Origin of the sequence: Streptomyces sp. NPDC017940, assembly GCF_044328435.1 — a bacterium.
GTDB lineage: Bacteria > Actinomycetota > Actinomycetes > Streptomycetales > Streptomycetaceae > Streptomyces.
Genome location: NZ_JBIRHJ010000001.1, coordinates 589,056 through 609,525, shown reverse-complemented (window position 1 = coordinate 609,525; position 20,470 = coordinate 589,056). Strand labels below are relative to the sequence as shown.

The window sequence follows — 20,470 nt, the reverse complement described above, 5'->3', positions numbered from 1 at the left end:
TTCGGGGGTGACGCGTGGACGCTACGACCACGACGAGGGCCGGAACCCGGTTCCCCGGCGCGGACCCGGCCGCACGGTACGGCGCACCCCGGGCCCTGCGCGAGGGCGCCGCCCGGGTCCTCGCGGCCAACTGGACCGGCACCTCCACCGTCCCCTCCCGCACGCTGTACCCGCACCAGTGGTCCTGGGACTCCGCGTTCATCGCGATCGGCCTGCGCCGTCTGTCGCCGTCGCGCGCCCAGGTGGAGCTGGAGACGCTGCTGTCCGCGCAGTGGGCCGACGGCCGGCTGCCGCACATCGTGTTCAACCCCGCCGTCCCCTGCGACGCCTACTTCCCGAGCCCCGACTTCTGGCGCTCCAGCGTCGCGGGGCGCGCGGCGGGCGCCCCCGCCACCGTGCAGACCTCCGGCATCGTGCAGCCCCCGGTGCACGCCCTCGCCGCCTGGCTGGTGCACCTGGCCGACCCCGGGCTCTCCCGGGCGCGCTCCTTCCTGGACCGGCTGCGGCCGCGGCTCGCCGCCTGGCACCGCCATCTGCTGCGCCACCGGGACCTCGGCGGCGCGGGGCTCGCCGCGGTCGTCCACCCCTGGGAGCAGGGCATGGACAACAGCCCCTGCTGGGACGGCCCGCTGAGCCGCGTGCCGCCCGCGCCCGCGGGTACGTTCCGCCGCGCCGACCTCGACCACGGCGCGCACCGGGACCGGCCGACGGACCTCGACTACGGCCGGTACGTACGGCTCGCGGCAAACTACCGCGACAGCGGCTACGGGACCGCCGCGGGACGGCGGCCCGGGTTCGCCGTCGAGGACCCCTCGTTCAACGCCCTCCTGATCGCCTCCGAGCACGCGCTCGCCCGGATCACCACGGAGCTCGGTGGGTCCGGGGCGGCCCGGCACGCGCGTGCCGAGCGGCTGACGCGGGTCCTGGAGGAGCGGCTCTGGGACCCTGCGGCGGGCATCTTCCGGTGCCGCGACCTGCTGGCGGGAGGCCCGGACGGTGCCCTCATCGGTGAGTACGGGGCGACCGGCCTGGTGCCGCTCGTCCTGCCCGGGCTTCCGCGTGCCGTCGCCGCCGCCCTGGTGCGCACGGCGCGCGGCCCGCACTTCGGGCTGGGCGGCCGGGTGCGGCTCGTGCCGAGCCACGACCTGCTCAGCCCGTCGTTCGACGCGCGCCGCTACTGGCGCGGCCCCGCCTGGTTCAACACCAACTGGCTCCTGGAGCGCGGGCTGCGGCTGCACGGCGAGCGGGAGCACGCGGACGGGCTGCGCGCCGCGCTGCTCGACACGGCCGTGGCGTCGGACTTCGCCGAGTACGTGGATCCGTACACGGAAGAGGGCTGCGGCGCCCGCGGCTTCGGCTGGAGCGCGGCGCTCGCCCTGGACCTGGGCCATGCCCCGTACGACCCGCAGGCCTCGCACGACCCCAACGACTCGCAGGGCACACACGACACGCACTGCACACACGACTCGCACGGCACGCACGACGAGGGGGCACGGAGATGACTGGCGACGGCAGGCAGCACCAACTGCTCGTGCACGGGACCACGTTCGCCGCGGTGGGCGCGGGCGGCGACATCAGAGGGGTGCCGAGCAGCGCCGAGCAGCCGGACGGCCTGTTCGTGCGCGACGCGCGGCACCTGAGCCGCTGGCAGCTGACGGTGGACGGCGCCGTCCCCGAGGTCCTGACGCCGGTGACCGTGGACGCCGGGGGCGGCGCGGGCGCGGAGGCCGAGGTGGCGCGCTGCGTGCTGGTGCCGAGGGGCGAGCGCCAGGAGCCGCCCGCGTACACCCTCTTCCGCGAACAGGCGGTCGTGGACGGCGCGTTGGTGGAGGCGCTGCGGATCGTCAGCAACCGCCCCGTCCCGACCACGCTGCGGCTCGCGCTCACCGCCGACGCCGACTTCGCCGACCAGTTCGAGCTGCGCGGGGACCACCGTACGTACACGAAGACGGGAGCGGTCAGGTCGCGCCGGGTCATCACCGCGCCCGGGCCCGACGGCGGGGGCGGGCGCCCGGGCGGCCCTGGAGGCGGCGTACGGGAACTCGTCGGCGCGCGCGGTGGGGTGCGCAGGCCCCCGGGGGCGTACGGGCAGACGCGTCCCGAAGGCGTCGCCGGAGTCGAGTTCGGCTACCGGCGCGGGGACTGGCTGGCCCGCACGGCCGTCACCGCCGAGCCCGCGCCGGACGCCGTCGAGGAGACCGGGACCGGTGCCCGGCGCCTGGTGTGGACCCTGGACCTGGCGGCGCACGGGTCGGCCGAGGTGGCCCTGACGGTCACGGCCCGGCCGCACGGCGCGCCGTCGCGCCCCGCACCGCCTTGCTCCCCCGCCGCGGCCCTGCGGCCCCTGGCGGAGCAGAAGAGCGCGTTCCTGGCCGCCGTGCCGCTCCCCGCGGACTGGCCCGAACTGTCCGCGGCCTGTACGCGCGGCCTCGCCGACCTGGCCTCTCTCCAGGTGCCCGCGCACGGTCCGGACGGCGAGGAGCTGAGCGTGCCCGCGGCGGGTGTGCCCTGGCACCTCACGCTGCTCGGCCGCGACGCGCTCCTGACGTCCCTGTTCGCGCTGCCGTACCTGCCGTGCCTGGCCTCGGCGACGCTGTCGGCGCTGGCCGCGACGCAGGCGAGCGAGCACGCCGAGGGCAGTGCGGCGCAGCCCGGCAAGATCGTGCACGAGGTGCGGCACGGGGAGCTCGCCCACTTCGGGCAGGTTCCCTTCCGGCGGTACTACGGCTCGGTGGACGCCACACCGCTGTTCCTCGTGCTGCTCGGCGCGTACACCGAACGGACCGGGGACACGGCCGCGGCCCGGCGCCTGCAACCGCACGCGCGCGCCGCCGTCGGCTGGATGCTGGACCACGGCGGGCTCGGCTCGCACGGCTACCTCGTGCACCGCGCGGACGGGGGCGGCCCCGCCAACCAGAACTGGAAGGACTCCCCCGGTGCGATCTGCGGCGCCGACGGCACGCGTGCTCCCGGGCCCGTCCTCGCGGCGGGCGCGCAGGGGTACGCGTACGACGCGCTGCGGCGCACGGCGTGGCTCGCCGGGGCCGTGTGGGACGACGCGGTGTACGCCGACCGCCTGGAGCGGGTCGCCGCCGGGCTGCGGGAGCGGTTCCAGCGGGACTTCTGGATGGCCGCGCAGGAGTTTCCCGCGCTCGCACTCGACGGCGACGGGGAGCAGGTGAATGCGCTCGCCTCCGACGCGGGGCACCTGCTGTGGTCCGGTCTGCTCGACAAGGAGTACGGGGAGGCGGTGGGGCGGCGGCTGCTCGGCCCGGACTTCTTCTCGGGGTGGGGAGTGCGGACGCTGGCCGCCGGGCAGGGCGCCTACCATCCGCTCTCCTGCCACCGGGGGTCGGTGTGGCCCCACGACAACGCGCTCATCGCGCTCGGGCTCGCGCGGTACGGGCTGCACGACGAGGCCCGGGTCGTCGCCCGTGCCCTCGTCGACGCCGCCGGTGCCTCGCAAGGACGCCTCCCCGAGGTCCTCGCCGGCTACACCCGCACCGCCCACCCCACCCCCGTCCCCTACCCCCACGTCTGCGCCCGGGAGTCCCGCACGTCGGCGACCCCCCTGGCCCTGCTGACGGCGGTGGGCACGCCCTGACACGCCTGTCGGCCGGCTGCGGGGCTCAGGCCGGCTCCCGCGGCAGCCGCAGGCTCAGGGCGGCCAGGGCGAGGAGGCCCACGAGCTGGAGGGCGAGGACCGTCGCGAAGGCCTCGCGGATGCCGGTGCCCGACTCCATCGCGAGGAACAGCGAGCCGAGCGTGGCCACGCCCACCGCGAGGCAGGACTGCTGGACCGTCGCCGCGAGCCCGCTCCCGGCCCCGGCCCGCGCCGCGGGCACGGCGGACAGCAGGACGCGGAAGTACAGGGGCAGTTGGACGCCCTGGCCGAAGCCGCACAGGGCGAGGCCCGGCGCCAGGGCGAGCGGCGTGAGGGCGGACCACGGCGCCCACAGCACGGTCAGGGCGAGCACAGCGACGCCGGTGCCGTGCACCAGCGCGCACAGGGTCAGGGCCCGGCTGCCGAGCCGGTGCACCAGACGGGGCGCGAGCAGCGACGCGGCGAACTGGGCGACCCCCATCGGTATCAGGGTCAGCCCCGCCTCGAGTGCGCCGTAGTCGAGCCCCTTCTGGAGCGTCACCGCGCTCACGAACATCCAGCCGCTGAACCCGATGAAGATGGGCAGGCCGATCAACAGGCCCCGGCGGACGCCGGGTTCGCGCAGCAGGGACGGCGGAAGCAGCGGACTGCCGCCACCCGCCTCCGCGCGCCGCTCCACGGCAGCGAACGCCAGGATCAGCAACGGGGAGGCGACCAGCGCGAGGACCGACCAGAGCGGCCAGCCCGCGGCCCTGCCCTCGGTGAGGGGCAGCAGGAACGCCGTCAGGGACACGGCGAGCAGCACCGTGCCCGCCAGGTCGCCGCGCGCGGGACGCTCCGCCCGGCTGTCCGGCACCGAGCGGACCGCGAGCAGCAGCGCGAGCGCGGCCACCGGCACGTTCACCAGGAAGACCATGCGCCATCCGGTGCCCGCGACGTCGGCCGCGACCAGGACGCCGCCGAGTATCTGCCCGAGCACCATGGAGACCCCGCCGACCGAGCCGTACAGCGAGACGGCCCGGGCGCGCCGCTCCCCGCCCGTCGTCGCGTGGATGGTGGCGAGCACCTGCGGCAGCATCACCGCGGACGCCGCGCCCTGGGCCGCGCGCGCCGCCACGAGCCACCAGGCCGTCGGCGCCAGCCCGCAGGCCAGCGAGGTGAGCCCGAAGGCGGCGGCGCCCCACAGGAACAGCGTGCGCCGGCCGTAGGTGTCGCCGAGCCGCCCGCCGAGCACGAGGAGCACGGCGTAGGCGACGGCGTAGCCCGCGACCACCATCTCCAGGGTGGCGGCGGGTGCGTGCAGGTCGGCCTCGATGTCGGCCAGTGCCACATTGACGATGAAGAAGTCGACCATCGGCAGGGCGGCGCCGAGCAGGACGGTGACCAGGCCGAGCGGGGTGAGGACGGGGGTCCGCGGGTGCGACGGGTGCGGCGGGTGCGGGGGGCCCGCGGGTCCCGGTGCACCCGGGCGGTGCGGGGAAGCGGTCGGTGTACGGGGCGGGGTGCCGTCTGTCGTCGCAGTCACGGGTACGACGATGAGCGGGTGCCGAGGGGGGTACCAGAGTGTCTTTATCCTGGTAGTAGGCGCACCTGGCAACGCGGTGCGGGGTGGGGAAGGCTGGGGGCGTGACCACCACCACCGAGCCCGCGACCTCCGTCGTCGACCCGAGGACCCCCGTGCACGTGCCCGCGCGGCCGTCCGGGGAGCCGTCCGGGGAGCCACCCGCGCAGCCGCCCGGGGAGACGACCGCGCAGCCGCCCGGCGAGGTGCCCGCACAGCCATCCGGGGAGACGGCCGGGGAGACGACCGCGCAGCCATCCGGGGAGCCGCCCGCGCAGCCGCCCGGCGAGGCCCCCGCGCAGCCGCCGCGGGAGCCGCCCGCCGCGGACGCCGTCACCCGGCGCCGGGAGCTCGCGGCCTTCCTGCGCAGCCGCCGCGAGCGGATCTCGCCCGAGCAGGTCGGCCTGGTCCGCGGCGCCCGCCGCCGCACGCCCGGGCTGCGCCGCGAGGAGGTCGCGCAGCTGTCCGCGGTCGGGGTCACCTGGTACACGTGGCTGGAGCAGGGCCGGGCCATCCGGGTCTCCGCCCAGGTCCTGGACGCCATCGCCCGCGCACTGCTCATGGACCCGACCGAGCGCGGCCACCTCTTCGTGCTCGCCGGCGTCGTCGACCCCCGCCCCGACGACTACGAGTGCCCGCTGCTCTCCCCGACCGCGCTGCGTCTGATGCACACCATCGCGCCCTACCCGGCCACCCTCCAGAACACCCGGTACGACGTCCTCGCGCACAACCGTCCCTTCGCGCAGCTCTTCGGCGAGCTGACCGAGCTGCCGCCGCGCGAACGCAACTGCCTGTGGCTGCTCACCACCAGCGAGCACTGGCGCGAGTCGTTCCTCGACCGGGACGAGATGCTGCGCGATCTGATCGCCAAGTACCGCACGGGCATGGCCGAGCACGTGGCGGAGCCCGCGTGGAAGGAGCGGCTCGACGGTCTGCTGCGGGTGTCCGCGGAGTTCCGCGAGCTGTGGCGCCGGCACGAGGTGGCGCCGATGTCACCGCACGTCAAGCGGTACCGGCACCCCGAGGTGGGGCTGCTCAGGCTGGAGCACCGCAACCTGTGGATGGCCCCGCAGCCGCAGGCGCACCGCCTCGTCGCCTATGTGCCCGCCGACGAGGAGACGGAGCGGCGGCTCGGACGGCTCGCGGAGCCGGCGTAGAGGCGCGTGTCCGGTGGGGACAATGGGAGCGTGTCCGGTGGGGGACAATGGGAGCTTGCCCCAGTCCCGTACGTTCCCGGAGTGCCGCCCGATGTCCCAGCCGCTGACGCCGCCGCCCGCGCAGCCGTCGACGCAGCCCGCGCAGCCGTCGCAGCCCGGGCAGCCGTCACCGCCGTCGCAGCCCGGGCAGCCGTCACCGCCCGCGCGGCAGCCCGTGTCGCCGCCCACGCTCGCCGTCGGCCCGCACGTCGTCCAGCCGCCCGTGGTGCTCGCGCCGATGGCCGGGATCACGAACGCGCCGTTCCGGACGCTGTGCCGGGAGTTCAGCGGCGGCAAGGGTCTCTTCGTCAGCGAGATGATCACCACGCGCGCGCTGGTGGAGCGCAACGAGAAGACCATGCAGCTGATCCACTTCGACGCGAGCGAGAAGCCGCGCTCGATCCAGCTGTACGGGGTGGACCCAGCGACCGTCGGCAAGGCCGTCCGCATGATCGCGGAAGAGGACCTCGCCGACCACATCGACCTGAACTTCGGCTGCCCCGTCCCCAAGGTGACCCGCAAGGGCGGCGGCTCCGCCCTGCCCTACAAGCGCCCTCTGCTGCGGTCCATCCTGCGGGAGGCGGTGAGCGGCGCCGGGGACCTGCCGGTCACCATGAAGATGCGCAAGGGCATCGACGACGACCACATCACGTTCCTGGACGCGGGCCGCATCGCCGTCGAGGAGGGCGTGACCGCGATCGCCCTGCACGGGCGGACGGCGGCGCAGCACTACGGCGGCACGGCGGACTGGGACGCGATCGCCCGCCTCAAGGAGCACGTCCCGGAGATCCCGGTGCTCGGCAACGGCGACATCTGGTCGGCGGCGGACGCGGTGCGGATGATGCGCGAGACCGGGTGCGACGGGGTCGTGGTCGGGCGCGGGTGCCTCGGGCGGCCGTGGCTCTTCGGGGACCTGGTCGCCGCGTTCGAGGGGACCGGCGCGCCCGCGGCGCCCGCGCTGCGGGAGGTCGCCGCCGTGATGCTGCGGCACGCCGCGCTCCTCGGGGAGTGGATCGGTGACGAGGCGCGGGGTGTCATCGACTTCCGCAAGCACGTCGCCTGGTACCTGAAGGGGTTCGCGGTCGGCTCGGAGATGCGCAAGCGGCTCGCCGTCACGTCCTCGCTCGCGGAGCTGGAGGACGGCCTTAGCGAGCTGGACCTCGACCAGGGCTGGCCGCTCGGCGCCGACGGGCCCCGCGGCCGCACCTCAGGCAACAACCGCGTGGTCCTGCCGGACGGCTGGCTGAAGGACCCCTACGACTGCGCGGGCATCTCCGCGGACGCGGAACTGGACACCTCCGGGGGCTGACAGCCCGCCCGGGCGCCGGACAGCCCCTGGGGATACGGTCGGCGGTATGCCCGAGCTCAGTCACCGGCGCCGGATGCTGGTCCTCGCGATCTGCTGCATGAGCCTGCTGATCGTGAGCCTCGACAACACCGTCCTGAACGTGGCGCTGCCCACGCTGCGCCGGGAGCTCGACGCCAGTGTGTCCGGCATGCAGTGGACGATCGACGCCTACACCCTCGTCCTCGCCTCGCTGCTCATGCTGGCGGGTTCGACGGCGGACCGGATCGGGCGGCGCCGGGTGTTCGAGGCCGGCCTGGTCGTCTTCACGCTCGGCTCGGTGCTGTGTTCGCTCGCGCCCAACCTGGAGTGCCTGGTGGCGTTCCGCACGGTGCAGGCCGTGGGCGGGTCGATGCTCAACCCGGTGGCGATGTCCATCATCACGAACACCTTCACCGAGCCGCGCGAGCGGGCCCGCGCCATCGGGGTGTGGGGCGGTGTCGTCGGCATCTCCATGGCGGCGGGGCCGCTGGTGGGCGGGGTGCTTGTGGACTCGGTGGGCTGGCGGTCGATCTTCTGGATCAATCTGCCGGTGGGGCTCGCGGCCCTTGTCCTCACCGCCCGCTACGTCCCCGAGTCCCGCGCCCCCAAGCCGCGCCGCCCCGATCCGGTGGGCCAGCTCCTGGTGATCGGCCTGCTCGGCGCCCTCACGTACGCGATCATCGAGGCGCCGTCGGCGGGCTGGACGTCCCCCCTGATCCTGGCGTTCGCGGCGACCGCGGTCGCGGCCCTCGTGGGCCTGGTCCTGTACGAGCCGCGCCGCGCGGAGCCCCTGATCGATCTGCGCTTCTTCCGCTCGGCACCGTTCAGCGGCGCCACCGTGATCGCGGTCGCCGCGTTCGCCGCGCTCGGCGGCTTCCTGTTCCTGTCCACCCTCTACCTCCAGGACGTACGCGGTCTCGACGCCCTGCACGCCGGTCTGTGGATGCTGCCGATGGCGGCGATGACGCTGGTGTGCGCGCCGCTGTCGGGGCGGCTCGTGGGCAGCCGGGGGCCGCGTCTGTCGCTGCTCGTCGCGGGCGTGGCGATGACGGCCTCGGGGGTGCTCTTCGCGGCCTTCGAGGCGGAGGAGGCCGCGCCGAGCCGGGTGCTGGCCTACGTCCTGTTCGGTCTGGGCTTCGGCTTCGTGAACGCGCCCATCACCAACACGGCGGTGGCCGGCATGCCCCGCGCCCAGGCGGGTGTCGCCGCCGCCGTGGCGTCCACGAGCCGCCAGATCGGCCAGACCCTCGGGGTCGCGGTCATCGGCGCGGTCCTGGCCTCGGGGGTGGCCGCCGCGCACACCGCTTCGTACGCGGACGACTTCACGGGGGCGAGCCGTCCCGCCTGGTGGGTGATCGCGGGCTGCGGGCTCGCGGTGCTGGTCCTCGGGGCGCTGAGCAGCGGTGCGTGGGCGCGCGGCACGGCTCGGCGGACGGCGCTGCCACGCCCGATTCCCCCGTTCCGCTGACTCCTCCGCGCCCCGCCTGATTCTCTGGACCCGGTGGGCTCACGGGCGGCAGCAACGGCATCAGGAGGGTCAAGTGGCTTCAGGGGCGGACGAGTTGACGGAGGCCGACTACGTCGTCGTCGGTGCCGGGTCGGCCGGGTGCGTGCTCGCCGCGCGGCTCAGCGAGGACGCGGACACCAGCGTGCTGCTCCTCGAAGCGGGCCCCCGCGAGACGACGGCGGACCTGGCGACGCCGTTCGCGTGGCCCTCGCTGTGGGGCACCGAGGTGGACCACGGCTATGCCACGGTGCCGCAGCAGGGCCTCGGCGGGCTGACGCCGCCCTGCCCGCGGGGCCGGACCCTCGGCGGTTCCAGCGCGATCAACGCCATGGTGTTCCTGCGCGGCCACCGCGCGGACTACGACGCGTGGGCGGCGGCGGGCTGCGAGGGCTGGGGCTTCGACGACCTGCTGCCCTGCTTCCGGCGCCTCGAGTCGGTGCCCTCCGGGCGGAACGGCGGCCTGCGCGGCGAGAGCGGGCCGCTGCGTCCCTCGCCCGCCGCCGACGCCGACGTCAACCCGCTCTCCCTCGCCTTCGTGGCCGCCGCGGAAGCCGCGGGGCATCCGCTCACCGACGACTTCAACGGCCACCGCCAGGAGGGCGCGGGCCTGCACGACGTGACGGTCGTCGACGGCCTGCGGCAGAGCGCCGCCGACGCCTTCCTGCACCCGGTCGCCGGGCGCCGCCCGAACCTGACGGTGTCCGCGGACTCCCGCGCCCTTCGGCTCCTCTTCGACGGGGACCGGTGCACGGGCGTGGAGTTCGTACGGCACGGCGAGCGGCGCACGGTACGGGCCCGTGCCGAGGTGGTCGTCAGCGCGGGCGCGGTCGACTCGCCACGCCTCCTCATGCTGTCCGGCATCGGGCCCGCCGACGCGCTGCGCCGGATCGGCATCGGGGTGCGCGTCGACCTGCCGGGCGTGGGCGCGAACCTCCAGGACCACCCGCTGTGCGGTCTGGTGTACGCGACTGAGCGCCCCGTGCCGGCGGGCCGCGTCAACCTCTCCGAGGCGTCCCTCGCCTGGCGCAGCGATCCGTCGCTACCCGGCCCTGACATGCAGCTGATGTTCATTCATGTGCCGTACCACCCGCCGACGATGGCGGGCCCGGAGAACGGTTTCACGATGGGGGTCGCCACGGTGCCGCGCGCCCGGGGCTCGGTGCGCCTGGCGGACGCCGACCCCGCGACGCCGCCCCTGATCGACCCCGGGTACCTCGGGGACGCCTCCGACGTGGAGCGCATGCTGCACGGCATCGAGGTGGCCCGGGAGGTGGCGGCCGCCGGTCCGTTCGCGGAGTGGGGTTCCCGGGAGGTGCTCCCGGGAGCCCGGGTACGGGACCCGGCGGACCTGCGCGCGTTCCTGGCGGCGGCCACGGGCCCGTACTTCCACCTGGCGGGCACCTGCGCGATGGGGCCCGCCGGGGCGGGGGCGGCCGTGGTCACCCCCGAGCTGCGGGTGCGGGGGGTCCGTGGGCTGCGGGTCGCGGACGCGTCGGTGATGCCGCGAATCGTGTCCGTGAACACGGCCGCCGCCACGATGGCCATCGCACAAAAGGCAGCAACCTTACTCCGCCCCCCCGCCTAGCCTCCCCGCCCTCCCTGGCAAGGCTGCGGGGTCCCGTTGGGCCCGGGGGGACTGTGCGCCCCGAAAGGGGCGCGGGGAACGGCGCGACCAGCCACAGCGCCCCCGCACCAAAAAGACGCACCGCTACGCGGTCGAACAGCGCCGTTCCGGCACGGCCCCATGCGGCTGCAAGTGCTTCCTGGCTGAGCGCGCCGTTCCCCGCGCCCCTGACGGGGCCCCAATAGGGGCGCGGGGAACTGCGCGACCAGCCACACCGCACCCGCACCAAAAAGACACACCGCTACGCGGTCGAACAGCGCCGCTCCGGCGCCCCCCGACGGAGGCCCCGTCAAGGCACGGCTTCGGCCGAGGGGGGGAGCTACGCCGAGGGGTCCACGGTGGCCTGGTGCTCGCGGGTCAAGTGCTCCTCGGCCTTGAGCCAGGGCAGGAACTGGACCCTGCGACCCCACCCGCAGGTGTCGCACGACAACTGCCGCTGCACGCCCACCTTGCGCACGTGCACAACGTGCTGCCGCCCGTGCTGGTCCCATCTGCTGACCTTGCTCGTGGTCGTCGAAGGCATGGCGCCCAGTGTGCAGCAAGGCCCCCGGCTCCGTGAGCGGAACCGGGGGCCCTGCACGCCAAGAGGGAGTGAACGTCAGCAGCCCACGAGACGCGCGGCGAGATAGCCCTCGATCTGATCGAGGGACACCCGCTCCTGCTTCATGGTGTCGCGCTCGCGCACGGTGACCGCGTTGTCCTCAAGGGTGTCGAAGTCGACGGTGACGCAGAACGGCGTACCGATCTCGTCCTGGCGGCGGTAACGCCGCCCGATCGCACCGGCGTCGTCGAACTCGATGTTCCAGTTCTGCCGCAGCGCCGCCGCGAGGCCCTTGGCCTTCGGGGACAGCTCCGGGTTACGGGACAGCGGCAGGACCGCGACCTTCACCGGGGCCAAGCGGTGGTCGAAGCGCATGACGGTGCGCTTCTCCAGCTTGCCCTTGGCGTTGGGCGCCTCGTCCTCCACGTAGGAGTCGAGCAGGAAGGCCAGCATCGTGCGGCCGACACCGGCGGCGGGCTCGATGACGTACGGCGTCCAGCGCTCGCCGGCTTCCTGGTCGAAGTAGGAGAGGTCCTGGCCGGAGGCCTTGGAGTGCGCCGACAGGTCGTAGTCCGTGCGGTTGGCGACGCCCTCCAGCTCACCCCACTCGCTGCCGCCGAACTGGAAGCGGTACTCGATGTCGGCGGTGCGCTTGGAGTAGTGGGAGAGCTTCTCCTTCGGGTGCTCGAACCACCGCATGTTCTCCTCGCGCATGCCGAGGCCGGTGTACCAGTTCCAGCGCTGCTCCATCCAGTACTCCTGCCACTTCTCGTCCTCGCCCGGCTTGACGAAGAACTCCATCTCCATCTGCTCGAACTCGCGGGTGCGGAAGATGAAGTTGCCGGGCGTGATCTCGTTGCGGAAGGACTTGCCCATCTGGGCGATGCCGAACGGCGGCTTGCGTCGCGAAGTGGTCTGCACCTGGGCGAAGTTGGTGAAGATGCCCTGGGCGGTCTCGGGCCGCAGGTAGGCGACGGAGCCGCTGTCCTGGGTGGGGCCGAGGTGGGTGGAGAGCAGGCCGGAGAACTGCTTGGGCTCGGTGAACTGGCCCTTGTTGCCGCAGTTGGGGCAGTTGATGTCGGCGAGGCTCTCCGGCGCGCGGCCCTTCTTCTCCTCGTACGACTCCTCCAGGTGGTCCGCGCGGAAGCGCTTGTGGCAGGAGGTGCACTCGGTGAGGGGGTCCGTGAAGGTGGCGATGTGGCCGGAGGCCTGCCAGACCTCGGTGGCCAGGATCACGGACGAGTCGATGCCGACGACGTCTTCCCGCGAGGTGACCATGTAGCGCCACCACTGGCGCTTGAGGTTCTCCTTCAGCTCCACGCCCAGAGGTCCGTAGTCCCAGGCGGCGCGCTGGCCGCCGTAGATCTCACTGCACGGAAAGACGAAGCCTCGGCGCTTGCTCAGGCTGACGATGGTGTCGATCTTGTCGGCGGCCACGGTGCTCTCTTCATTACGACGACGGCGAAGCCACGCTTCGGGGCTGACGAAGCGCATGCCTCAGGAGCGAATGCTTCAGATTACCGGCGGCCGTACCCCTCGGATCAAATCGGTTCCGGTACGGGCCGGTTCCGGCGGTTGCCGAGCGTCGGCGGACGGGCACAGATCGGCATTTTGTTGACAACGGTTTCCAATATCGTTGAAAATGACTGTCATGAACGTACGACGACGCCTCATATCCACCGCGGCCCTCGCCACCGCCACGGTTCTCGGCCTGACGGCCCTCACCGCCTGCTCCTCCGACGCGGCGGACAAGAACAGCGAGGACAAGCTGGACGTGGTCGCGTCGTTCTACCCCATGGAGTTCCTGGCCAAGGAGATCGGCGGCGACGACGTCGAGGTCACCCGCCTCACGGAGCCCGGCCAGGAGCCGCACGACCTGGAGATCAGCGCCAAGCAGACGGCGCAGCTGGAGAACGCGGACGCCGCCCTCTTCCTGAAGGGCCTCCAGCCGTCCGTGGACGAGGCCGTCGGCCAGTCCGGCATCAAGACCAAGATCGACGCCGGCTCCCTGACCAGCATGGAGAAGCACGGCAACGAGGTCGGCGGGCATGCGGAGGAACACTCGGACGAGCACGACGAGCACGACGAGCACGCCGGTGAAGACGGGGAAGACGGGCACGCCGAGGAAGAGGGCCACGAAGGCCACGGTCACGATCACGACCACGGCGGCAAGGACCCGCACATCTGGCTCGACCCGGTGCGGTACGCCGAGGTCGCCGAGGGTGTCGGCAAGGCCTTCGCCAAGGCCGACCCGGAGCACGGGGCCACGTACGAGAAGAACACCGCGGCCCTGGTGAAGAAGCTCAAGGGCCTGGACACGGAGTTCGAGAACGGCCTGAAGGACACCCGGTCCGCCGACAGGGTCTTCATCACCACCCACGCCGCCTTCGGCTACCTCGCCGAGCGCTACGGCCTCACCGAGGAGGCCATCACCGGCCTCGACCCGGAGGGCGAGCCCAGCGCGAACCGCGTCAAGGACCTCCAGAGGATGGCGAAGGCCGACGGCGTGACCACGGTCTTCCACGAGACGCTCGTCAGCGACAAGACCGCGAGGACCCTCGCGGACGACGCGGGCCTGAAGACGGATGTGCTCGACCCCGTCGAGGGCATCACCGAGAAGTCGAGGGGCGACGACTACATCCAGGTGATGCGGTCCAACCTCGCCGCCCTCAAGAAGGCGCTCGGCGCCAAGTGAACCCCCCTCCCACCCCCAGACCGTCACGGAAGGTGTCCGCCATGGCCGAAGCCAAGGGTGCGCCCGTCGGTGAGCCCGTCATATCCCTGCGCCAGGTGACGGCGGAGCTCGGCGGCCGCCCGGTCCTGCGCGGCATCGACGTCACCGTCGGCCGCGGCGAGGTCGTCGCGCTGCTCGGCGCGAACGGCTCGGGCAAGTCCACGGCCGTCCGCACGGTCATCGGCCAGGTGCCGGTCACCGGCGGCTCCGTCGAGATCTTCGGCACGCCCCGCAGGCGCTTTCGCGACTGGGCGCGGGTCGGGTACGTCCCGCAGCGCACCACGGCCGCGGGCGGGGTGCCCGCGACGGTCGCCGAGGTCGTGACGTCGGGCCGCCTCGCGCGCGCCCGCTTCGGGATGCTGCGCAAGGCCGACCGCGAGGCCGTCACGCACGCCCTGGAGCAGGTCGGCATGGCGGACCGCGCCAAGGACTCCGTAGACGCCCTGTCCGGCGGCCAGCACCAGCGGGTCCTGATCGCCCGCGCCCTGGCCTCCGACCCGGAGCTTTTGATCATGGACGAGCCGATGGCGGGCGTCGACCTGGCGAGCCAGGAGGTCCTCGCGGCCACCCTGCGCCACCAGGTCGAGCAGGGCGCGTCCGTGCTGCTCGTCCTGCACGAGCTCGGCCCCCTGGAGCCCCTCATCGACCGCGCGGTGGTGCTGCGCGACGGCTGCGTGCTGCACGACGGCCCGCCGCCCGAGGCCGTCGGCCAGCACGCCTTGCCGGGCCACGACCACGTCCACCCCCACGACGCCGACGCGGCCCCGGTCCGCACCGGCCTGCTCACCTGAGGACCGGCGATCGTCATGGAATTCCTGAACTACGCGTTCATGCAGCGGGCGCTGCTCGCCGCCGCCCTCGTCGGCGTCACCGCCCCCGCGGTCGGGATCTATCTCGTCCAGCGCCGCCAGGCCCTCATGGGCGACGGAATCGGCCACGTCGCCATGACCGGTGTCGGCCTCGGCTTCCTCCTCTCGACCTCCCCCGTGTGGATGGCGACGGCGGTGGCGGTGGCCGGAGCGGTGGTCATGGAGCTGATCCGCTGGTACGGCAGGACCCGCGGTGACATCGCGCTCGCGATGCTGTTCTACGGCGGCATGGCGGGCGGCGTGATGCTGATCAACCTCGCGCCGGGCGGTTCCAACGCCAACCTCAGCTCCTACCTCTTCGGCTCCCTGTCCACGGTCTCGGACGACGACGTGACGGCGATCTGTCTGCTCGCCGCGTTCGTGGTCCTCGTCACGGTGGGCCTGCGCCGCCAGTTGTTCGCGGTGAGCCAGGACGAGGAGTTCGCGCGGGTGACGGGTCTGCCGGTGCGGGCCCTGAACCTCCTGACGGCGGTCACCGCGGCGGTCACGGTCACGGTGGCCATGAGGGTCGTGGGCCTGCTGCTCGTGTCGGCGCTGATGGTGGTGCCGGTGGCGGCGGCACAGCAGCTCACCAGGAGCTTCGCCGCGACGTTCGCGGTCGCGGTGGCCATCGGGGTCGGTGTGACGCTCGGCGGCACGGTCACCTCGTACTACCAGGACGTGCCGCCGGGAGCGACGATCGTGCTCCTGACGATCGGCGTGTTCATGGTGCTCACGCTGCTCGCGACGCCCCTCGCCCGCAGAAGGGCGCGGCTCTCCGCGGCCCGTGACACGGCATGCACTGCCGGGGTCCCGGGCGCGCGCACCACATCGGACGACGTCACTGTCTGAGATCACTCTGGTCACCGTCCGGCAGCGACCTGGCACAATGGGCGGGCGAGACGACGCACCACGAGAAGTGCGGACGAGTGCTAGGAGGCACCTGTGACGACGGCTGCGGGACCCCCCGTACGAGGCCGGTCGACCCGGCAGCGCGCCGCTGTGGCTGCGGCGCTCGACGAGGTGGACGAGTTCCGCAGTGCGCAGGAGCTGCACGACATGCTCAAGCACCGCGGCGACTCCGTGGGCCTCACGACGGTCTACCGCACGCTCCAGTCCCTGGCCGACGCCGGCGAGGTCGACGTCCTGCGCACCAACGAGGGCGAGTCCGTCTACCGCCGCTGTTCGACCGGCGAGCACCACCACCACCTGGTCTGCCGTGTCTGCGGCAAGGCCGTGGAGGTCGAGGGCCCCGCGGTGGAGAAGTGGGCGGAGGCCATCGCGGCGGAGCACGGGTATGTGAACGTGGCGCACACGGTGGAGATCTTCGGTACGTGCGTGGACTGCTCCTCCGCCCAGACCTGAGCAGTCCACACCCCTGTGAGCGGTTGACCGGCCGACCGGTTGACCGCTCAGCTGTTGGCGATCTGCTCCTCGTTCGGGATCGCCCCGCCGAAGCGGCGGTCCCGGGAGGCGTACTCCAGGCAGGCGCGCCACAGGTCGCGGCGGTCGAAGTCGGGCCACAGGACGTCCTGGAAGACCATTTCGGCGTAGCTGGACTGCCAGATGAGGTAGTTGGAGGTGCGCTGTTCGCCGCTGGGGCGCAGGAAGAGGTCCACGTCCGGCATGTCCGGGTAGTACATGTACTTGGCGAAGGTCTTCTCGTTGACCTTCGAGGGGTCCAGCCTGCCCGCGGCGACGTCGCGGGCGAGGGCCTGCGCGGCGTCGGCGATCTCGGCGCGTCCGCCGTAGTTGACGCAGAAGTACAGGGTCATCGCGTCGTTCTTGACGGTCTGCTCCTGTGCGACCTGGAGCTCCTGTACGACGGACTTCCACATCTTGGGCATGCGGCCGACCCAGCGGATGCGGATGCCCAGTTCGTCCATCTCGTCGCGGCGTCGCCGGATGACGTCCCGGTTGAAGTTCATCAGGAAGCGGACCTCTTCCGGGGACCGCTTCCAGTTCTCGGTGGAGAAGGCGTACAGGGACAGGTTCTTGACGCCCATCTCCAGGCAGCCCTTGAGGACGTCGAGCACGACGCCCTCGCCGACCTTGTGGCCCTCGGTGCGCGGCAGGCCGCGGTCCTTGGCCCACCGGCCGTTGCCGTCCATGACGACGGCGACGTGCTTGGGGACCAGCTCGCCGGGGATCTTCGGCGGTCGCGCTCCCGAGGGGTGGGGCTCGGGCAGCTTGTACTCGCGGCGGGACCGTCCGAGGATTCCGCGTCGTGCCATGAGGTGACTACTCCGTTTTCTCTGCGTGTCGCTGCGTTTGCGTACGCTTCTGATCGCTTCTGTACTCTTCTATACGTTTTTCTCTACGTACCGAAGTGAGCGCAGGCCGCGCTCCAAGTGCCAGTGCAGATAGGCCGATACGAGCCCGCTGCCCTCGCGGGCGTGCCGCGCCTCGCAGGCGTCGGCCGTGTCCCAGTCGCCGGTGAGCAGCGCGCCGAGGTGCGTCAGCGTCTCCGCCGAGGGCACGACGCTGCCCGGAACGCGGCAGTCGACGCAAGTCGAGCCGCCCGCGGCGACCGAGAAGAAGCGGTTGGGGCCCGGCATGCCGCACTTCGCGCAGGCGTCGAAGCTCGGCGCGTAGCCGTTCACGGCGAGGGAGCGCAGCAGGAAGGCGTCCAGGACCAGATGCGGCGCGTGTTCGCCCCTGGCGAGGGTGCGCAGGCCGCCGACGAGGAGAAGGTACTGCTGTACGGCGGGCTCCCCCTCGTGGTCGGTGAACCGCTCCGCCGTCTCCAGCATGGCCGTGCCCGCGGTGTAGCGCGCGTAGTCGGTGACGATGCCGCCACCGTACGGAGCGATGGTCTCGCTCTGCGTGCACAGCGGGAGCCCGCGCCCGACCAGCTCGCCCCCCCGCGCGAAGAACTGCACGTCCACGTGCGAGAAGGGTTCGAGCCGCGCCCCGAACTTGGACTTCGTGCGCCGCACCCCGCGCGCGACGGCCCGCACCCGCCCGTGCCCGCGCGTGAGCAGCGTGATGATGCGGTCCGCCTCACCCAGCTTCTGGGTGCGCAGCACGACACCGTCGTCACGGAACAGGCTCATGGACCCATTGTCCCGTACGGCAACCCCTCACAAGTCGTCGGGGAGCAGCCGGAAGGCACTGTGCGCGGTGAGGGGACGCATCATGCGGAAATGCGTGTCCGTGGTCAGCATGTCGGCCGTCTGGAAGGCCGCCGCCAGCGCGACGTTCATGGCGTCCGCCAGGCCGACCCCCTTGCCGCCGGCCGCGTCCCCGTAGCCACGCATCACCGCCATGGCCGCACGCAGATGCGGAGAAGTCTCCGGAATCTCGAAGCGGCGCGCCTCCGCCTGTCCCGCGATGAAGTCGAGAGCGGTCATGGATGCCTGGGCGCCGACCCGTTCGGTCAGCAGGTAGTCCAGCTCCGTGAGCACCATGGGCGAGACCACCAGGTGCCCGACGCGGGCCAGCGCCTCCCGGTGCGCCCCATGGCGTGGATCCTTCGGCGTGAACAGGCGGTACAAGGCGTTGGTGTCCGCGATCGCCACCGGCACGTCAGACATCCGCCGCGCCCCCGGCCGAGCCCATGCCCAGGAGGACCTCGTCGATCTCCTCGTCGGCAAGCGCCGGGCCGTCGAGATCCGGCAGGTCGAGCGGCCCCATCCCGTCCGTGCGGAACGGGTATGAGGGCCGCCCCGAGCGACCGCCTCTGGGCACGATGTCGCCTATCGGCACGCCGTCCTTGGTGATCGTCACCGTCTCGCCCGCCGCGACGCGAGCCATGACGCGGGAAGTCTGCTGATTGAGTTCCCGCAGCGGGACCTCGCGGGCGCCTTCCATGTCTCCAGCCATACCCTCAGCGTACTACCCGTTCTACACCCTGGCGCGCCGCGTCACCTCACGACACCTCCCCGCGGCTGCGGGCGTTCGCGTACGCCGTGGCCGCGCGCAGGCGCTCCGCGGTCGTCGCCATCCTCAGCACCTCCGGCGCGCAGTCCCACTCCCTGCCGCCGCCGTAGGGCCGCAGCTGTACGTACGGGCCCTCCTGGCCCATCACCCGGCCCACTGTGTCGGTACGGGTGTCCACCGCGTACGTCCCGATCGGAAAATTCACCCGGGCACCTCTTCCCGCCCCGGCAGCAGCACCACCGCCAGGCGTGCCGCCGTCCCCACCGAGCAGCGGCCCAGTTCCACCAGCGGGCACGGTGCCTCCCTGTCGACCGTCACCGGATCGAGCCGCAAGGACGGCAACGCGATTCCTGCCCCTCTCAGGGCCGCCCGCAATTGCTCCACTGTTTCCTCCGCCTCTCGCACGCACTCCGCTGAGTGCCGCTTGCCTGTGGCTCCACTCGCCGTCACTGGGCTCCCCTTCATCGATGGGTTTCACGCTTCGTGTCTTCACGGTGACGCAATGCGTCTACAGTTGGCAGGAGTCTGTGCACTACAAGTGCGGGGCTGAGGACGGGAGTTCTTCCATGGCCAGAGGTATGCACGGTTCCAGGCAGGCTGCCTGGGAGTTCTTCGGCGCGGAGCTGAAGCGGCGCCGGGAGGAGGCCCCGTTCACACAGGTCGAGCTGGGTTCGCGGGTATTCGTGTCCGGCGGCTACATCGGGCAGTTCGAACAGGCTATTCGTAAGCCGCAGTTGGACGTGGCTCAGCGGATTGACGCCGTTCTGCAAACCGATGGTTTTTTCGAGCGCATGTGGCGGAAACTGATCAAAGACAAGCGGTACGCCGAGTATTTCGAAGCCGTTGTAGAGCTTGAGCGCATGGCGACCAGGATCTACGAGTTCGAGCCGATGATCGTACCTGGGCTGTTGCAGACACCCGCGTACGCGACGGCCATCATGCGGGCAGGCAACTGGTTCGCTGCGGACGAGTACATCGCCGACAAGGTCAAGTCCCGCTTGGAGCGCGCAGACATCCTCAAGGACGCCGCCAGACCCGTGTATTGGGTAGTCCTGCACGAGTCGGTCCTACGCGTCCCCGTGGGGGGATCAGCCACCATGGCCGAGCAACTTGAGCACATCGCCGCCCTGGTGGGCGAACGGGTGGTACTCGTGCAAGTCCTGCCCTTCGCCGAGGGAGCGTTCCCCGTCATGGGCAAGATGATGAAGATCATGGAGTTCGACGACGCCCCGCCGACTGCCTATACAGAGGGGGCGTATCTAGGAAGTCTGGTGGACGATCCGTCGATGGTGCAGCGTGCCCGAGAGGCCTACGATCTCATCAAGGCCGCCTCGTTGTCGCCGGAGGCGTCCCTGCCTCTGATCGAGTCGGCGGCGGAGGACTACAGACGATGCACAAGCACGAACTGAACGCCGCCCGCTGGCGCAAGAGCAGCCACAGCGACGACAACAACGGCAACTGCCTTGAAGTCGCCGAAGGCATACCCGGCATCGTCCCCGTACGGGACAGCAAAGCAGCCCCCCACGGCCCCGCCGTGATCGTCACCCCCGGCGCCTGGACGGCCTTCCTCGAGGGAGTGCGGGGCGGCGGCGTCTGACGGAAGCGGGTCCCGGCCCGGGGGGAAACGTGGCCCCCGGGCCGGGAAC

21 protein-coding genes are annotated in these 20,470 nt (G+C 72.3%); 12 read left to right on the top strand and 9 right to left on the bottom strand.

Annotation, left to right across the window (positions count from 1 at the left end; translation table 11 throughout):
* Positions 1-14 precede the first annotated feature (14 nt).
* Together ACH4DX_RS02475 and ACH4DX_RS02470 are read left to right on the top strand one after the other, a co-directional pair.
* On the top strand, positions 15-1,502 hold the full coding sequence (locus ACH4DX_RS02475; protein WP_398153699.1) for an MGH1-like glycoside hydrolase domain-containing protein: 1,488 nt from the start codon (positions 15-17) through the stop codon (positions 1,500-1,502).
* On the top strand, positions 1,499-3,604 hold the full coding sequence (locus ACH4DX_RS02470; protein ID WP_398153698.1) for a glycogen debranching N-terminal domain-containing protein: 2,106 nt from the start codon (positions 1,499-1,501) through the stop codon (positions 3,602-3,604). The genes ACH4DX_RS02475 and ACH4DX_RS02470 overlap by 4 nt, the downstream gene beginning before the upstream one ends.
* Before the next feature lie 25 nt (positions 3,605-3,629).
* Here the strand turns inward: ACH4DX_RS02470 and ACH4DX_RS02465 are convergent, their stop codons facing one another.
* Positions 3,630-5,129, bottom strand: coding sequence for an MFS transporter (locus ACH4DX_RS02465; protein ID WP_398153697.1), 1,500 nt, complete (start codon positions 5,127-5,129; stop codon positions 3,630-3,632).
* A 398-nt stretch (positions 5,130-5,527) separates the two neighbouring features.
* Here ACH4DX_RS02465 and ACH4DX_RS02460 point away from each other — a divergent pair, with 398 nt between their 5' ends.
* From ACH4DX_RS02460 to ACH4DX_RS02445, 4 genes are all read left to right on the top strand, one after another.
* Positions 5,528-6,322, top strand: a complete 795-nt coding sequence (locus ACH4DX_RS02460) for a helix-turn-helix transcriptional regulator (RefSeq protein ID WP_398154162.1) — start codon at positions 5,528-5,530, stop codon at positions 6,320-6,322.
* Between the two features lie 277 nt (positions 6,323-6,599).
* Positions 6,600-7,670 carry a tRNA dihydrouridine synthase DusB gene (gene dusB / locus ACH4DX_RS02455; RefSeq protein WP_398154161.1) on the top strand — a complete coding sequence of 357 codons (1,071 nt, stop codon included), beginning with the start codon at positions 6,600-6,602 and terminating at the stop codon, positions 7,668-7,670.
* A gap of 46 nt (positions 7,671-7,716) precedes the next feature.
* Positions 7,717-9,156: an MFS transporter gene (locus ACH4DX_RS02450; protein WP_398153696.1), complete on the top strand. Its 1,440-nt coding sequence runs from the start codon at positions 7,717-7,719 to the stop codon at positions 9,154-9,156.
* Between the two features lie 73 nt (positions 9,157-9,229).
* The gene (locus ACH4DX_RS02445; protein WP_398153695.1) at positions 9,230-10,780 is read left to right on the top strand and encodes a GMC family oxidoreductase; all 1,551 of its coding nucleotides are present in this window, start codon (positions 9,230-9,232) and stop codon (positions 10,778-10,780) included.
* Positions 10,781-11,138: 358 nt separating this feature from the next.
* Here the strand turns inward: ACH4DX_RS02445 and ACH4DX_RS02440 are convergent, their stop codons facing one another.
* On the bottom strand, positions 11,139-11,342 hold the full coding sequence (locus ACH4DX_RS02440) for a hypothetical protein (protein ID WP_398117072.1): 204 nt from the start codon (positions 11,340-11,342) through the stop codon (positions 11,139-11,141).
* A 75-nt stretch (positions 11,343-11,417) separates the two neighbouring features.
* Positions 11,418-12,797 (bottom strand): glycine--tRNA ligase, encoded by a 1,380-nt coding sequence (locus tag ACH4DX_RS02435; RefSeq protein ID WP_398117070.1) that lies wholly within the window; start codon positions 12,795-12,797, stop codon positions 11,418-11,420.
* Positions 12,798-13,011: 214 nt separating this feature from the next.
* On the opposite strand from ACH4DX_RS02435, the gene ACH4DX_RS02430 reads away from it, so the two are divergent.
* From ACH4DX_RS02430 to ACH4DX_RS02415, 4 genes are all read left to right on the top strand, one after another.
* Positions 13,012-14,055, top strand: coding sequence for a metal ABC transporter substrate-binding protein (locus tag ACH4DX_RS02430; RefSeq protein WP_398153694.1), 1,044 nt, complete (start codon positions 13,012-13,014; stop codon positions 14,053-14,055).
* A gap of 41 nt (positions 14,056-14,096) precedes the next feature.
* Positions 14,097-14,885: a metal ABC transporter ATP-binding protein gene (locus ACH4DX_RS02425; protein WP_398117067.1), complete on the top strand. Its 789-nt coding sequence runs from the start codon at positions 14,097-14,099 to the stop codon at positions 14,883-14,885.
* Positions 14,886-14,900: 15 nt separating this feature from the next.
* On the top strand, positions 14,901-15,794 hold the full coding sequence (locus ACH4DX_RS02420; protein WP_398153693.1) for a metal ABC transporter permease: 894 nt from the start codon (positions 14,901-14,903) through the stop codon (positions 15,792-15,794).
* A gap of 93 nt (positions 15,795-15,887) precedes the next feature.
* Entirely contained in the window at positions 15,888-16,307 is a 420-nt protein-coding gene (locus tag ACH4DX_RS02415) for a Fur family transcriptional regulator (protein ID WP_398117065.1), read from the top strand.
* Positions 16,308-16,354: 47 nt separating this feature from the next.
* Here the strand turns inward: ACH4DX_RS02415 and ACH4DX_RS02410 are convergent, their stop codons facing one another.
* The 6 genes from ACH4DX_RS02410 to ACH4DX_RS02385 form a co-directional block, all read right to left on the bottom strand.
* The gene (locus ACH4DX_RS02410; RefSeq protein ID WP_398117064.1) at positions 16,355-17,176 is read right to left on the bottom strand and encodes an isoprenyl transferase; all 822 of its coding nucleotides are present in this window, start codon (positions 17,174-17,176) and stop codon (positions 16,355-16,357) included.
* A 69-nt stretch (positions 17,177-17,245) separates the two neighbouring features.
* Positions 17,246-17,998, bottom strand: a complete 753-nt coding sequence (gene recO, locus ACH4DX_RS02405; RefSeq protein ID WP_398153692.1) for a DNA repair protein RecO — start codon at positions 17,996-17,998, stop codon at positions 17,246-17,248.
* Between the two features lie 27 nt (positions 17,999-18,025).
* Positions 18,026-18,478, bottom strand: coding sequence for a type II toxin-antitoxin system VapC family toxin (locus ACH4DX_RS02400; protein ID WP_398117060.1), 453 nt, complete (start codon positions 18,476-18,478; stop codon positions 18,026-18,028).
* Positions 18,471-18,767, bottom strand: coding sequence for a type II toxin-antitoxin system Phd/YefM family antitoxin (locus ACH4DX_RS02395; protein ID WP_398153691.1), 297 nt, complete (start codon positions 18,765-18,767; stop codon positions 18,471-18,473). Before ACH4DX_RS02395 ends, ACH4DX_RS02400 begins: the two co-directional genes overlap by 8 nt.
* Before the next feature lie 46 nt (positions 18,768-18,813).
* Entirely contained in the window at positions 18,814-19,029 is a 216-nt protein-coding gene (locus ACH4DX_RS02390) for a hypothetical protein (RefSeq protein ID WP_398117057.1), read from the bottom strand.
* On the bottom strand, positions 19,026-19,166 hold the full coding sequence (locus ACH4DX_RS02385) for a hypothetical protein (RefSeq protein WP_398117055.1): 141 nt from the start codon (positions 19,164-19,166) through the stop codon (positions 19,026-19,028). Before ACH4DX_RS02385 ends, ACH4DX_RS02390 begins: the two co-directional genes overlap by 4 nt.
* A 224-nt stretch (positions 19,167-19,390) precedes the next feature.
* On the opposite strand from ACH4DX_RS02385, the gene ACH4DX_RS02380 reads away from it, so the two are divergent.
* Both ACH4DX_RS02380 and ACH4DX_RS02375 read left to right on the top strand, forming a co-directional pair.
* Complete coding sequence (locus ACH4DX_RS02380) at positions 19,391-20,233, top strand: helix-turn-helix transcriptional regulator (RefSeq protein WP_398117053.1); 843 nt, start codon at positions 19,391-19,393, stop codon at positions 20,231-20,233.
* Positions 20,215-20,421, top strand: coding sequence for a DUF397 domain-containing protein (locus ACH4DX_RS02375; RefSeq protein ID WP_398153690.1), 207 nt, complete (start codon positions 20,215-20,217; stop codon positions 20,419-20,421). The genes ACH4DX_RS02380 and ACH4DX_RS02375 overlap by 19 nt, the downstream gene beginning before the upstream one ends.
* Positions 20,422-20,470 lie beyond the last annotated feature (49 nt).